Source organism: Geodermatophilus sp. SYSU D01045 (assembly GCF_054050295.1).
The window spans coordinates 1-13,227 of record NZ_JBJGZB010000004.1 but is presented as its reverse complement, the minus strand read 5'-3'; the positions used below and the strand labels follow the sequence as shown (position 1 = coordinate 13,227).

At 76.0% G+C, this 13,227-nt stretch carries 18 protein-coding genes; 17 read left to right on the top strand and 1 reads right to left on the bottom strand.

Annotation, left to right across the window (positions count from 1 at the left end):
- Positions 1-104 precede the first annotated feature (104 nt).
- The 16 genes from rpsP (at position 105) to ACI798_RS04360 (ending at position 11,956) form a co-directional block, all read left to right on the top strand.
- A complete protein-coding gene (gene rpsP, locus ACI798_RS04435; RefSeq protein WP_457047336.1) occupies positions 105-584 on the top strand; it encodes a 30S ribosomal protein S16 in 480 nt (159 codons plus the stop codon).
- A gap of 3 nt (positions 585-587) precedes the next feature.
- Complete coding sequence (locus tag ACI798_RS04430) at positions 588-824, top strand: RNA-binding protein (protein WP_387993447.1); 237 nt, start codon at positions 588-590, stop codon at positions 822-824.
- Positions 825-834: 10 nt separating this feature from the next.
- Positions 835-1,365, top strand: coding sequence for a ribosome maturation factor RimM (gene rimM, locus ACI798_RS04425; RefSeq protein ID WP_457047335.1), 531 nt, complete (start codon positions 835-837; stop codon positions 1,363-1,365).
- Positions 1,362-2,105 (top strand): tRNA (guanosine(37)-N1)-methyltransferase TrmD, encoded by a 744-nt coding sequence (gene trmD, locus ACI798_RS04420; protein WP_457047334.1) that lies wholly within the window; start codon positions 1,362-1,364, stop codon positions 2,103-2,105. Before rimM ends, trmD begins: the two co-directional genes overlap by 4 nt.
- The gene (locus tag ACI798_RS04415) at positions 2,098-2,598 is read left to right on the top strand and encodes an NUDIX domain-containing protein (protein WP_457047333.1); all 501 of its coding nucleotides are present in this window, start codon (positions 2,098-2,100) and stop codon (positions 2,596-2,598) included. The genes trmD and ACI798_RS04415 overlap by 8 nt, the downstream gene beginning before the upstream one ends.
- Before the next feature lie 194 nt (positions 2,599-2,792).
- Positions 2,793-3,149, top strand: a complete 357-nt coding sequence (rplS, locus tag ACI798_RS04410; protein ID WP_387993438.1) for a 50S ribosomal protein L19 — start codon at positions 2,793-2,795, stop codon at positions 3,147-3,149.
- 87 nt (positions 3,150-3,236) lie between these two features.
- The gene (lepB, locus tag ACI798_RS04405) at positions 3,237-4,139 is read left to right on the top strand and encodes a signal peptidase I (protein WP_456940132.1); all 903 of its coding nucleotides are present in this window, start codon (positions 3,237-3,239) and stop codon (positions 4,137-4,139) included.
- A gap of 244 nt (positions 4,140-4,383) precedes the next feature.
- Positions 4,384-5,106, top strand: coding sequence for a LuxR C-terminal-related transcriptional regulator (locus ACI798_RS04400; protein WP_456940131.1), 723 nt, complete (start codon positions 4,384-4,386; stop codon positions 5,104-5,106).
- Between the two features lie 198 nt (positions 5,107-5,304).
- On the top strand, positions 5,305-6,096 hold the full coding sequence (locus tag ACI798_RS04395; protein ID WP_457047332.1) for a ribonuclease HII: 792 nt from the start codon (positions 5,305-5,307) through the stop codon (positions 6,094-6,096).
- Complete coding sequence (locus ACI798_RS04390) at positions 6,093-6,413, top strand: DUF2469 domain-containing protein (RefSeq protein ID WP_446756854.1); 321 nt, start codon at positions 6,093-6,095, stop codon at positions 6,411-6,413. The genes ACI798_RS04395 and ACI798_RS04390 overlap by 4 nt, the downstream gene beginning before the upstream one ends.
- A 131-nt stretch (positions 6,414-6,544) precedes the next feature.
- Positions 6,545-6,904, top strand: a complete 360-nt coding sequence (locus ACI798_RS04385) for a YraN family protein (protein WP_457047331.1) — start codon at positions 6,545-6,547, stop codon at positions 6,902-6,904.
- On the top strand, positions 6,901-8,421 hold the full coding sequence (locus ACI798_RS04380; protein ID WP_457047330.1) for a YifB family Mg chelatase-like AAA ATPase: 1,521 nt from the start codon (positions 6,901-6,903) through the stop codon (positions 8,419-8,421). Before ACI798_RS04385 ends, ACI798_RS04380 begins: the two co-directional genes overlap by 4 nt.
- The gene (gene dprA / locus ACI798_RS04375; RefSeq protein ID WP_457047329.1) at positions 8,418-9,680 is read left to right on the top strand and encodes a DNA-processing protein DprA; all 1,263 of its coding nucleotides are present in this window, start codon (positions 8,418-8,420) and stop codon (positions 9,678-9,680) included. Before ACI798_RS04380 ends, dprA begins: the two co-directional genes overlap by 4 nt.
- Positions 9,681-9,764: 84 nt before the next feature.
- Entirely contained in the window at positions 9,765-10,700 is a 936-nt protein-coding gene (locus ACI798_RS04370) for a tyrosine recombinase XerC (protein ID WP_457047328.1), read from the top strand.
- Between the two features lie 71 nt (positions 10,701-10,771).
- The gene (whiG, locus tag ACI798_RS04365; RefSeq protein WP_457047327.1) at positions 10,772-11,575 is read left to right on the top strand and encodes an RNA polymerase sigma factor WhiG; all 804 of its coding nucleotides are present in this window, start codon (positions 10,772-10,774) and stop codon (positions 11,573-11,575) included.
- 6 nt (positions 11,576-11,581) lie between these two features.
- Positions 11,582-11,956 carry an antibiotic biosynthesis monooxygenase family protein gene (locus ACI798_RS04360; RefSeq protein ID WP_456940124.1) on the top strand — a complete coding sequence of 125 codons (375 nt, stop codon included), beginning with the start codon at positions 11,582-11,584 and terminating at the stop codon, positions 11,954-11,956.
- Here the strand turns inward: ACI798_RS04360 and ACI798_RS04355 are convergent.
- Positions 11,881-12,486 carry a TMEM175 family protein gene (locus tag ACI798_RS04355; protein WP_457047326.1) on the bottom strand — a complete coding sequence of 202 codons (606 nt, stop codon included), beginning with the start codon at positions 12,484-12,486 and terminating at the stop codon, positions 11,881-11,883. The genes ACI798_RS04360 and ACI798_RS04355 overlap by 76 nt on opposite strands.
- Positions 12,487-12,680: 194 nt before the next feature.
- On the opposite strand from ACI798_RS04355, the gene ACI798_RS04350 reads away from it, so the two are divergent.
- Positions 12,681-13,181, top strand: a complete 501-nt coding sequence (locus ACI798_RS04350; RefSeq protein ID WP_456940122.1) for a hypothetical protein — start codon at positions 12,681-12,683, stop codon at positions 13,179-13,181.
- Positions 13,182-13,227 lie beyond the last annotated feature (46 nt).

The window sequence follows — 13,227 nt, the reverse complement described above, 5'->3', positions numbered from 1 at the left end:
CCTCTCACCGACGCCGGCCGTGTCCCTGGCTCCGCCCCGGCGTAACCCCACGCGTCCGTCCGGCGAGCACCGACGAACAGCGTTCGAGGAGATTCCGAGCCACCGTGGCCACCAAGATCAAGCTCATGCGTCTGGGCAAGATGCGTGCTCCGTACTACCGCATCGTCGTCGCCGACTCGCGCACCAAGCGCGAGGGTCGCGTCATCGAGACGATCGGCAAGTACCACCCGAAGGAGGAGCCCTCCTTCATCGAGGTCGACAGCGAGCGCGCGCAGTACTGGCTGGGCGTCGGCGCGCAGCCGACCGAGCCGGTCGCGGCGATCCTCCGCGTCACCGGCGACTGGCAGAAGTTCAAGGGCGAGCCGGCCCCGCCGCCCATGAAGGTCGCCGCCCCCAAGCCCGACCGCAAGGCCCTCTACGAGGAGGCCGTCCGCAGCGCCGGCGAGGAGCCGGCCGCCGGTGCGACCACCCCGAAGAAGAAGGCCGCTCCCAAGGCCGACGACACCGCCGCCACGGTGGCCGAGGCCGCCGCTGCCGGTGGCGAGGGCCCGGCCGCCGGCGCCACCGCGACGCCCGCCGAGTAAGACGTGCTCGAAGAGGCGCTCGAGCACCTGGTCAAGGGCATCGTCGACCACCCGCGCGACGTCACCGTCGACCTGGTCGGCGGCCGTCGCGGCAAGACCCTCGAGGTCCGGGTCCACCCCGACGACCTCGGCAAGGTGATCGGCCGCGGCGGGCGCACCGCCAAGGCGCTGCGCACCGTCATGACCGGCGTCGGCGGCCGCGGCCTGCGGGTCGACGTCGTCGACACCGACGGGCGCTGAGCCGCGCGGCTTGGACGCGCAGAACTCCTCCACCGACACCGTGGTGGTCGGCCGCATCGGCCGGCCCCACGGTGTCCGTGGTGAGGCCACCGTCGAGGTCCGCACCGACGACCCCGGTGAGCGCTTCCGCCCCGGGGCCGTCCTGCGCACCGTCCCCGCCGAGCGCGGTCCGCTGACCGTCGCCGGCGCCCGCTGGCACCGCGAGGTGCTGCTGCTCGCGTTCGAGGGCTACGACAGCCGCGAGACCGTCGAGACCCTCCGCGACACCCTGCTCGAGGTCCCGGTCGCCGACCTGCCGGCGCTGGAGGACCCCGACGCCTTCTACGACCACCAACTGGTCGGCCTGGCCGCCCGGCTGACCGACGGCACGCCGCTGGGCGAGGTCACCGCGGTCCGCCACGAGGGCGCGGACCTGCTGGTCGTCGACCGCGCCGAGGGGGGCGAGCTGCTGGTGCCGTTCGTCACGGCGATCGTGCCGACCGTCGACCTCGCCGGCGGGTTCGTCGTCGTCGACCCGCCCGAGGGGCTGCTCGAGCTGTGAGCGCCCCGTACCGCGTCGACGTCGTCACGATCTTCCCCGAGTACCTGGCGCCGCTGCGCCAGTCGCTGCTCGGGAAGGCCGCCGAGCGCGGCCTGGTCTCCGTCGGCGTGCACGACCTGCGGCAGTGGACCGACGACGTCCACCGCACCGTCGACGACGCCCCCTACGGCGGCGGCCCCGGCATGGTCATGCGCCCCGAGCCCTGGGCGCGTGCCCTGGAGGCCGTCCGCCCGACCGGCACCCGGCTGGTGGTGCCCACGCCGGCCGGGCGCCCGTTCACCCAGGCCGTCGCCGCCGAGTGGTCCGCCGAGCCCGGGCTGGTGTTCGCCTGCGGCCGCTACGAGGGCATCGACCAGCGGGTGGCCGAGTGGGCCGCCGCGGCCGGGCCGGTGTCGGAGGTCTCGATCGGCGACTACGTGCTGGCCGGCGGCGAGTCCGCGGTGCTGGTGATGGTCGAGGCGGTCACCCGGCTGCTGCCCGGCGTCGTCGGCAACCGGGAGTCGGTCGAGTTCGACTCGCACGCCGACGGGCTGCTCGAGGGGCCCTCCTACACCCGCCCGGCGTCGTGGCGCGGGCTGGACGTCCCGCCGGTGCTGCTGTCCGGCGACCACGCGGCGATCGCCCGCTGGCGGCGTGCGGAGTCGCTGCGGCGGACCGCGACCCGGCGTCCCGACCTGCTGGCCGCGCTGCCGGAGGACGCGCTGTCGCCCGCCGACCGCGCGGTCCTCGACGGTGCCTGACCGCCCCTGGGTCCGGCCGACGGCGCGGGTGGTCGTCCTCGACCCCGACGGCCGGGTGCTGCTGCTCGGCGCCCGGCTGACCGACCCCGCCGTCCCGCCCGGCGACGTGCTGTTCTGGTACACGCCCGGCGGGGGAGTGGAGGACGGCGAGAGCGTCCGCGAGGCCGCCGCCCGCGAGCTGGCCGAGGAGATCGGCCTGGTCGTCGACCCCGCGGCCCTGGAGGGCCCGGTGTGGTTCCGGCGGCACGTCGGCCCGTTCGCCGGCGTGCAGATCGACTCGCGGGAGACCTTCTTCGTCCTGCGCGACGTCGTCCACGAGGTGGACGCCACCGGCCGCACCGAGCTGGAGCTGCTCGGGGAGGAGCCGCACCGCTGGTGGACCGCCGCCGAGGTCGCCGCGGCGGACGTGGAGTTCGCACCCCGCGAGCTCGCCGGCGTCCTGCCCGAGCTGCTGGCCGGGCCGTGGCGCCGGCCACCCCGCGTGGTCGACTGACCGGCCCCGGGACCAGCCCGGTCCGGCCCGCGCTCGGCAGCGTGGCGCCCGTGTGGCACAGTAGAGAGTCGCTGCAGACCGGAGGCGCCGCCGACGGGCACTCCTCCCGGAGTCGCAGCCACCTGGTCCGGAGCGTGGGGCACCCCGATGCCCGGGCCGACGACGAGCCAACGCTGAGACCGAGGAATGCTGCGATGAACACCCTGGACGTACTCGACGCCGACTCGCTGCGCGACGACATCCCCGAGTTCCGCCCCGGGGACACCGTCAAGGTGCACGTCCGCGTCGTCGAGGGCAACCGCTCGCGCATCCAGGTCTTCCAGGGCGTCGTCATCCGGCGCCAGGGCGGCGGGATCCGCGAGACCTTCACCGTCCGCAAGGTCAGCTTCGGCGTGGGTGTGGAGCGCACCTTCCCGGTGCACACCCCGGTCGTCGAGAAGATCGAGGTGCTGACCCGCGGTGACGTCCGCCGGGCCAAGCTCTACTACCTCCGCGAGCTGCGCGGCAAGGCCGCCAAGATCAAGGAGCGTCGCGAGACCGTCGCGCGCTGACCGTCCCCGGCTCCGGCCGGACGACTCCGGGCCGGTCCGACCCGGCCTGACCACGGCGGGTCCTCCGCGGCCGTACGCTGGCTCCCGATGAGCAGCGATCGGTCCGGAGGGCCCGCCGACGTCGTCCCGGGGGACGACCCCACGCCCGAGCGGCCGGACGCCGGTGGCCGCCGCCGCACCTGGCGGCGGAGGGACGATCCCGAGAAGAAGAGCTCGCTGCTGCGCGAGCTGCCCGTGCTGCTGCTCGTGGCCTTCGTGCTCGCGCTGCTGGTGAAGACCTTCCTCGCCCAGGCCTTCTTCATCCCCTCCGGGTCGATGGAGCAGACGCTGCACGGCTGCACCGGCTGCACCGGTGACCGCGTCCTGGTCAACAAGGTCCCGTACTGGTTCGGCGACCCTGAACCCGGTGACATCGTCGTCTTCCAGGGCCCCGACACCTGGACGCCCGAGGTCGAGGTCTCCGAGCCCTCGAACTGGTTCACCGGCGGGCTGCTGTGGCTGGGCCGGGCCGTCGGCGTGGCGCCGCCGAGCGAGGACGACTACGTCAAGCGGGTCATCGCCGTGGGCGGGCAGACCGTGCAGTGCTGCGACGCCGAGGGCCGGGTGACCGTCGACGGCGAGCCGCTCGACGAGCCCTACATCTACGAGGACACCCCGCTGGAGTCCCGCGCCTTCGGCCCCGTCACCGTGCCCGAGGGCCGGCTGTGGGTCATGGGGGACCACCGGTCGGCCTCGGCCGACTCCCGCTCGCACGTCGGCGACCGCTACGGCGGCACCATCGCCGTCGACGACGTCATCGGCAAGGCCGCGCTCATCGTCTGGCCGGTGTCCCGGTTCGGCACGCTGGACTCCCCGGACATCCAGGGCACCGAGGCGGCCGCCGCGGGCGCGGTCGGCCAGGTGCTTCCGCTGGGTGCGGGCCTCGTCGGCGCGCTGCCGGTCGCGGCGTGGAACCGCCGGCGCCGGCTGCGCCGCCCGCCCCCGGACTGACCTCCCCCCGCCTCCCGACGGCGCCGTCCCTCCCCAGGGGCGGCGCCGTCGTCTTTCCCGCGCCATTTCTCGCAATCGGCGTCCCCAAGTCGACAAATGGGAGACGCTCACCTCTCCGGTTTCTCCTGTGACGAGCGCTACCGATACGGGCATGAAAAAAATCCCCAGGAAGTGTTCAAGGACCGCGCCATTCATCCCGATGGAGTAGTCGAGAGCAACCCGGTCCACCGAAATGGAGAAAGTCGTGTCCGCACCCCTGGCGAGCGCTACCCGAGGCGTCACCCGCGTGCTCCTCCTCGCCGACGCCCCCGTCCTGCGGCGCGGCCTGGTCAGCATGATCAACGAGACCGCCGGCATGCAGTCGGTGGGCACCCCCGGCGAGCTGCGCCGCGCCCTCACCCTCGTCGAGACCGCCCGGCCCGACGCCGTGGTCGTCGAGATGGGCGCCGGCCGCGCCGCCACCCTCAACGTCGTCCGCGACCTGCGCCGCCGCTTCCCGCGGGTCGCCGTCGTCGCCCTCGCGACCTCCGAGGACCCGGCCGTGGTCAACGAGGCGGTCGCCGCCGGTGTCCGCGGCTACCTGATGCTCAACACCTCGCCGACCCTGCTCGGCTGGGCGATCCTCGCCGCCCGCGCCGGCCGGACCGTCGTCGACCCGCAGATCCGCCGGGTCGAGCCGACCGCCGCCCCGGTCGGCAAGCCGCTGACCCCCGAGGTGCCGCTCACCCGGCGCGAGCAGGACGTCCTCGACGAGCTGCTGCAGGGCCAGTCCAACCGGCAGATCGGCCGCAACCTGTTCATCAGCGAGGACACCGTCAAGTCGCACGTGAAGGCGATCCTGCGCAAGCTCGGCGCCCGCGACCGCGCGCACGCCGTCTCGCTGGTCCTGTCCTCCCGCTCCTCCGGCACCTGCAGCTGCGGCGCCCACGCGCTGACCGTCCCCGCCCCTGCCCCGGCCGAGGTCTGATCCCGGCGCCCGGACCCGGCAGCACCGCGCCGGGTCCGGCGCCCCCCGGCCGGCCGTCCGCCTCCTCGGCGGCCGGACCGGGACGACGGGCCGGCCCCCTCTGACCCCGGGGGCCGGCCCGCCGCCGTCCGCGCGTCCGGGCACCCCGCCGTCCCGAGGCCGGGTGGTGTCCCCGGGGCGTCGTAGGGTCGGACGGCGATGGCAGGCCGTCTTCCCCCCGCTCACCGGGCCGCCGCGACGCCGGCCGCCCGCACCCGCCGTGCCGACCCCCTCGGCGACACGGGTCCCGACGACTCGCTCTGGGACATGGAGCGCTCGCTGCGCCGGCGCGGCTTCTCCGCCGTCGCCGGTGCCGACGAGGCCGGCCGCGGCGCGTGCGCCGGGCCGCTGGTCGCCGCCGCCTGCGTGCTGCCCGCCGGCCGCCGCGGACGGGTCCCCGGGCTGGCCGACTCCAAGCTCCTGACCGCCGCGGCGCGGGAGCGGGTCTACGCCGAGGTCGTCGGCCGCGCGCTGTCCTGGTCGGTCGTGGTCGTCCCGGTGGCCGACCTCGACGCGCGTGGCATGCACGTCACCAACCTCGAGGCGCTGCGCCGCGCGGTCAGCGCGTTGGACCCGGCGGCGGACTACGTGCTCACCGACGGCTTCTCCGTGCCCGGCCTCGGGGTGCCGACCCTGGCCGTGTGGAAGGGCGACCGGGTCGCCGCCTGCGTGGCCGCGGCGTCTGTGCTGGCCAAGGTCACCCGGGACCGGATCATGCTCGACCTGCACGAGCGCTTCCCCGAGTACGACTTCGCGGTGCACAAGGGCTACACGACCGAGGCGCACACCGCCGCGCTGGAGCGTCACGGGCCCTGTCCCGAGCACCGGTCCCGCTTCGTCAACGTCGTCCGCGCCCGCGACGCGCGCGCCGTCCGGGAGCTCCAGCTCACCGCTGCCGGCGGCATGGTCGATGATGGGGGCATGCGCACGATCTCCGGAGAGCCGCGATGAGCACCGAGGACCTGGAGAAGTACGAGACCGAGATGGAGCTGCAGCTCTATCGCGAGTACCGGGACATCGTCCGGCAGTTCACCTACGTGGTGGAGACCGAGCGGCGGTTCTACCTGGCCAACTCCGTCGACCTGCAGGTCCGCGAGGCCGGCGGCGAGGTGTTCTTCGAGCTCAAGCTGTCCGACGCCTGGGTCTGGGACATGTACCGGCCCGCGCGCTTCGTCCGCAACGTCCGGGTGCTGACGTTCAAGGACGTCAACGTCGAGGAGCTGGACAAGCCCGACCTCGAGCTGCCCGACGGGCCCCGCCTCACCTGATCGCATCCGCACGCCCGGGAGGCTGACCGCCCGGGCCGACGGGGCCGCCCGCGCCGTCCACAGCCCGGGCCGTCGTCCACAGACCGCCGTCCCGCGCCGTGCCGGGCGCCCGCCCGGGCCACGGTCGGCAGGTGTCCACGAGAAGCGAACTCGGCAGCCGCGGGGAGACGATCGCCGCGGCCTACCTCACCGACGCCGGCCTGGCCGTCCTCGACCGCAACTGGCAGTGCCGCGACGGCGAGCTCGACATCGTCGCCCGCGAGGGCACCGCGATCGTCTTCTGCGAGGTCAAGACCCGCCGGGCCACCGGCTTCGGCCACCCCGTCGAGGCGGTGACCGCGGCCAAGCAGCGGCGGCTGCGCACGCTGGCCCAGCGGTGGCTGGCCGCCCACGACGAGCACGCGCCCGACCTGCGCTTCGACGTCGTCGGCGTGCTGGTGCGGCCGGCCGCGCCGGCGCTGGTCACCCACCTGCGCGGGGCGTTCTCGTGACGCTCGCCCGCACCTGGTCGGTCGGGCTGGCCGGCGTGTCCGGCGCGATGGTCGAGGTCGAGGTGGACATGTCCGCCGGCGTCCCCGGCGTGGTGCTCGTCGGCCTGCCCGACGCCGTGGTGCGCCAGTCGGTCGACCGCGTCCGCGCGGCCGTGGTGAACACCGGCGCGTCCTGGCCGATGCGCCGGATCACCATCGGGCTGTCGCCGGCGTCGATGCCCAAGCAGGGGAGCGGCTTCGACCTCGCGCTGGCCGCCGCCGTGCTCGCCGCGGCCGGCACCCTCCCGGCTGACGCCGCCGACGGGCTGGTGCTGCTCGGCGAGCTCGGGCTCGACGGCTCGGTGCGCGCGGTCCGCGGCGTCCTCCCGGCCGTGCTGGCCGCCGCCCGGGCCGGGCACGGCACGGTCGTCGTCCCGGCCGGGAACGCGGAGGAGGCCGCGCTGGTCGACGGCGTCGACGTCCTCGCCCCGCGCACCCTCGGCGACCTGGTGGCCCACCTGTCCGGCCGCGCCCGGCTGACGCCGCACGTCCGCGGCCCGCTGCCCCCGCCGGCACCGGCGCCGGACCTCGGCGACGTCGTCGGCCAGGCCGCGGGCCGGCGGGCGGTGGAGGTGGCCGCGGCCGGCGGGCACCACCTGCTCCTCACCGGGCCGCCGGGGGCGGGCAAGACGATGCTCGCCGAGCGGCTGTCCGGCCTGCTGCCCGTCCTCGACGAGCGGGCCGCGCTCGAGGTCACCGCCATCCACTCGGTCGCCGGCACGCTGCCGCCGGGGGCGCCGCTGCTCAGCCGCCCGCCGTTCGAGGCGCCGCACCACTCGGCCACGATGGCCGCCCTCGTCGGCGGCGGCTCGGGCGCCATCCGCCCCGGCGCGCTGTGCCGTGCCCACCGCGGCGTGCTGTTCCTGGACGAGGCGCCGGAGTTCGCCCGGGCCACGCTGGACACGCTGCGCCAACCGCTCGAGCGGGGCCAGGTCACGATCAGCCGGGCCGCCGGGTCGGCGACCTTCCCGTGCCGCGCCCAGCTGGTGCTCGCCGCCAACCCGTGCCCGTGCGCCAGCGCGGCCGGCAACTCCGTCTGCACCTGCAGCCCGCTGGAGCGCCGCCGCTACCAGTCGCGGCTGTCCGGCCCGCTGCTGGACCGCATCGACCTGCGGATCGAGCTGCCGCCGGTCACCCGTGCCGCCTGGCTGGACACCGGCGCGGCCCCGGAGCCGACCGCCGAGGTGGCCGCCCGCGTCGCGGCCGCCCGCGGGGCCGCGGCCGCCCGGCTGCGCGGCACCGGCCTGCTGCTCAACAGCCAGGTGCCCGGGCGGCTGCTGCGCGAGCGCTGGGCGGTGCCGCGGTCGGCGCTGGCCCTCGCCGAGCGGGCACTGGACCGCGGCCTGCTGTCGGTCCGCGGACTCGACCGCGTGCTGCGGGTGTCCTGGACCCTGGCCGACCTCGCCGGGCGGGCCGTCCCCGACGGCGGCGACGTCGCCGAGGCGCTGGGCATGCGGCTGCAGCGGGTGGCGGTGTGACCGCGCCGGCCCTGGAGGAGGACCTCGAGGACGCCCTCGGCGGCCCGACCGCGGTCGACGGCGTGGCGGTCCCCGGCATCCGGCGCGCCCGCGCCTGGCTGACCCGCGCCGCGGAGCCCGGCTCGGTGGCCCTGTGGCGGTGGGTCGACGACGTCGGCCCGGTCGCGGCGGTGCGCGCGCTGCGGGGCGGGACGGCGCCGGAGCGGGCCCGCGCCCTGGTCGGCGTGCGCGCCGAGCAGGACGCCACCCTCGCCGACCTCCGCCGGGCCGAGCGCTGCGGCGCCCGGCTGGTGGTCCCCGAGGACGACGAGTGGCCGGCGCTGCCCCTGCACGCGCTGACCGTCGCCGCCTGCACCGGCGGGACCGGCGACGGCGACGGCCGGCACGACCGGACCACCGCGCTCGTCCCGCCGGTCGCCCTGTGGGTGCGCGGGGACCCGCCGCTCGGGCCCACCGTCGACCGCTCGGTGGCCGTGGTCGGCGCGCGGGCGTCGACGGCCTACGGCGAGCACGTGGCCGCCGACCTCGGCGCGCAGCTGGGGGAGCGCGGCTGGACGGTGGTCTCCGGCGGCGCCTACGGCATCGACGTCGCGGCCCACCGCGGTGCGCTGGCCGCGGGCGCCCCGACCGTGGTGGTGCTCGCCTGCGGGGTCGACCGGGCCTACCCGGCCGCGCACTCCGCGGTGTTCGAGCGCATCGTCGGCAGCGGCGGCCTGCTGGTCAGCGAGTGGCCACCGGGCGCGGCACCGCACCGGCACCGCTTCCTGGTCCGCAACCGCATCATCGCCGGGCTCACCCGCGGCACCGTGGTGGTCGAGGCCGCGGCCCGCTCCGGCGCGCAGGCGACCGCCCGGCGCGCCCGCGCGCTGGGCAAGGAGGTGCTGGTCGTGCCCGGCCCGGTGACGAGCGCGATGTCGGTCGGCTGCCACGAGCTGCTGCGGGAGGAGGAGTCCGGTGCCCGGCTGGTCGGCAACGCCGCGCAGGTCATCGAGGCGGTCGGCAGCCTCGGGGACGACCTGGCCGCTCCGGAGCAGCGGCCCGCGTCCCCGCGCGACGGCCTGTCCGACCTGGCCCGCCGGGTGCTCGACGCCTGCCCCGTCCGGACCGGCGTGAGCGCCGAGCGGCTGGCCGCGGTCGCCGGTTGTGACCCGCTGGAGGCGATGCGGGTGCTGCCGGGCCTGGAGATCGCCGAGCTCGTGCAGTGGACCCGCACCGGGTGGCGGCTCGCCCCGCCGCCGAAGGCGGCACGGCGCCCCTGAGGACGGTGGGACGCCCGTTCCGTCGTGGACAACGGACCGGCGCGGCGCCTTGACCGGGCGGGGGCGCCGTCGGACGGTCGGAGCGTGACCGCCCGGACCGCCGACGCCCGCGCCGCGCTGCCGCCGGCGCTCGCGGCCGCGCTCGAGGGCTACGAGGACGCGCTGCGCGACGAGCGGGACCTGTCCGCGCACACCGTCCGCGGTTACGTCACCGACGCCGTGTGGCTGCTCGACCACCTCGCCCGCCGCGGCGGCACCCGGGTCGACGAGCTGGACCTCGCGGCGCTGCGCAGCTGGCTGGCCCAGGGCCGCACCCGCGGCGCCAGCCGCGCGACCACCGCCCGCCGCGCCGCCGCCGTCCGGTCGTTCACCGCCTGGCTGCGCCGCTCGGGGCACACCCCCGAGGACGTCGGCCTGCGGCTGGTCAGCCCCAAGGCGCACCGGACGTTGCCCGACGTGCTCGCCCCCGACCAGGCGCGCGCCGTCGTCGAGTCCACCGCCGGCGCCGACGACCCGGTGGGCCTGCGCGACGCCGTGGTCCTCGAGCTGCTCTACGCCAGCGGCATCCGGGTCAGTGAGCTGGTCGGCCTCGACGTCGACGACGTCGACCGCGGCCGCCGGCTGCTGCGGGTCCTCGGCAAGGGCCGCAAGGAGCGCAGTGTCCCCTACGGCGCGCCGGCCGAGCGGGCGCTCGACGCCTGGCTGACCCGGGGCCGCCCGGCGCTGGCCACCCCCGACTCCGGCCCGGCGCTGCTGCTCGGCCGGCGCGGGCGGCGGCTGGACCCGCGCGAGGCCCGCCGGACCGTGCACGCCGCGGTGGCCCGCGCGCCGGGCGCCCCCGACGTCGGCCCGCACGGGCTGCGGCACTCCGCGGCCACCCACGTCCTGGAGGGCGGCGCCGACCTGCGCTCCGTCCAGGAGCTGCTCGGCCACGCTAGCCTCGCGACGACGCAGATCTACACGCACGTGACCGTCGAGCGGCTACGTGCGGTGCACGCCCAGGCGCACCCGCGGGCCTGAGCCGACCGCCACTGCACCGACCGTCCCTTGGGTCCGGCAGGACCCCAGCCACCACGAACCGGGAGACCGACGTGCCCGAGGCCACCATCCACCGGATCGGCGGCGAGTCCGAGGAGGACGCCGACGCCGCGCTGGCCGAGCTGTGGGCGCAGTACGTCGCCGACCGTGCCCCGGAGCTGCGCGACCGGCTGATCCTGCACTACGCGCCGCTGGTCAAGTACGTCGCCGGCCGGGTCGGCAGCGGTCTGCCGGCGCACGTCGAGCAGGCCGACCTGGTCTCCTACGGCACCTTCGGGCTCATCGACGCGATCACCCGCTACCAGCCCTCGCGCGAGGTCAAGTTCGAGAGCTACGCGATGTCCCGCATCCGCGGCGCGATCATCGACGAGCTGCGCAGCACCGACTGGATCCCGCGGTCGGTGCGGATGCGCGCCCGGCAGTTCGAGCGGACGGTCGCCGCGCTGGAGAACCAGCTCCGGCGCAGCCCGACCGACGAGGAGATCGCCACGGCGATGGAGATGGACGTCGAGGACGTGCGCAAGTTCCTCGGCCAGCTCTCCCTGGTCAACGTCGTCGCCCTCGACGAGCTGCTCACCGACGACGACGGCGGCGCGCCGCGGCTGGTCGACACGCTGCAGGACGCCAACGCCCTCGACCCGCAGGCGATGGCCGAGCACGGCGAGGCCCGCCAGCTGCTCGCCCGTGCCGTCGAGCAGCTGCCCGAGCGGGAGAAGGTCGTCGTCAGCCTGTACTACTTCGAGGGCCTGACGCTGGCCGACATCGGCCGCGTCCTCGGCGTCACCGAGAGCCGCATCTGCCAGCTGCACACCAAGGCCGTGCTGCACCTGCGCACCAAGCTCGCCGACATCGCCTGACCGCCGGTGGTGCTCGAGCACGCGCTGCTCCCGGTCCGGCCCGGCCGGGAGGAGGAGTTCGAGGCGGCGTTCGCGCGGGCCCGGCCGGTCATCTCGGCGTCCCCGGGCTTCCGCTCCCTGCGGCTGTCCCGGTGCCTCGAGCGCCCGGGGACCTACCTGCTGCTGGTCGAGTGGGACCGGCTGGAGGACCACACCGAGGGGTTCCGCGGCTCGGCCGCCTACCAGGAGTGGAAGGCGCTGCTGCACTCCTTCTACGACCCCTTCCCGGTCGTCGAGCACTTCACGGACGTGACGGTGGCCGGGGATCAGGCCGCCGCGACGCGGCGCCGCAGCACGGACTCGACCGGCCCGGACAGGAACAGCAGGAACATCGCCCAGTAGTGCACCCCCGGCAGCAGCGTCCCGGCCAGCAGGGCGACGAGGAACAGCCCGCTGGCGACCAGCGACGGCCACGGGGGGCCGACCGGCGCCGCGGCGTCGCGGCGCAGGACGGGGCGCCGCCACAGCAGCAGGCTGATCGCCGTGAGGCAGAACGAGCTCAGCGTGATCGTGCCGATGTAGAGCGCGACCGCGGGCCGGTCGGTGCCGTAGCGGGCCGACACCTGGGTGGCGAACGGCAGCAGGACGATCGTGAGGATCCACAGCAGGTTGGCGGTGAGGAACGCCCGGTCGTAGGACCCCACGGTCTCGACCACCCGGTGGTGGACCAGCCAGAGCCGCGCGATCACGGCGAAGCTGAGGAAGAACGCGCCGATCTGTGACGACTCGTCGGCCAGCAGCGTGCCCAGGCCGGTCCGCGGCTGCGCGCCGTCGAGCAGCTCGGTCAGCGGCAGCACCAGCAGGGTGATCGCGATGGCGACGACCGCGTCGAGGAACGTGACGAAGCGGTCGAGGCCCCGTTCGGTCCGCATCCGCGCAGGCTAGGGGCGGCGGCGGGCCCGGCAGCGGTTCCCGCGCGTCACCGGGCCGGCGGCCGGTCCCCTCCTGGGGTGGGGTCCCCCCACCCCTCGGGGGCGCACGCCCAGCCCTGGGGTCCCTGGTCGCGGGGTCACCCCGATCCGAGCCTCGTGGACGTCGGGAACGACCACACCACGAGGAGCACGCCATGAACCGGAACCACCGCACGCACGCGGACACCCCGAACCGGCCCTCCGGCCGCCGCCTGCTGGGACGTCTCGGCCTGGTCGCCGTGACCGTCGCGGCCGGGGCGACGCTCGCCGCGTCCCCGGCTGCCGCCACGTCGACGGGCGTCTGGTACACGATCGACACCTGGTACGGGGACGGGATCCACGACACCTGGGTGCTCAACGCCGACGGTGACGCCGAGTTCGAGTACTTCTACTTCGACACCGACGAGTACCCGGACGGGTACGCCGACGTCGGGGTGCTCGACCTCCTCGGCGACGGCTCGGTCCTGTTCTACGACCTGGCGCCGCTCGACGGCGTCTTCGAGACCGTGGCCGACGCCAACGGCCGGCCCGTCACGCAGTCCGGCATCCCGCTCGTCATCAGCCCCGGCGACGTCCCCGTGAGCCCTCCCGGGATGCCGAACTCCGGGTGCCTGCCGTTCGCGCTCCCCGAGGGCTGGGAGTGCCGCCCGGTCTGAGCCGACGGACCCGGGATCCCCGCCCCGGCCGCCCGCACCGGGCGGC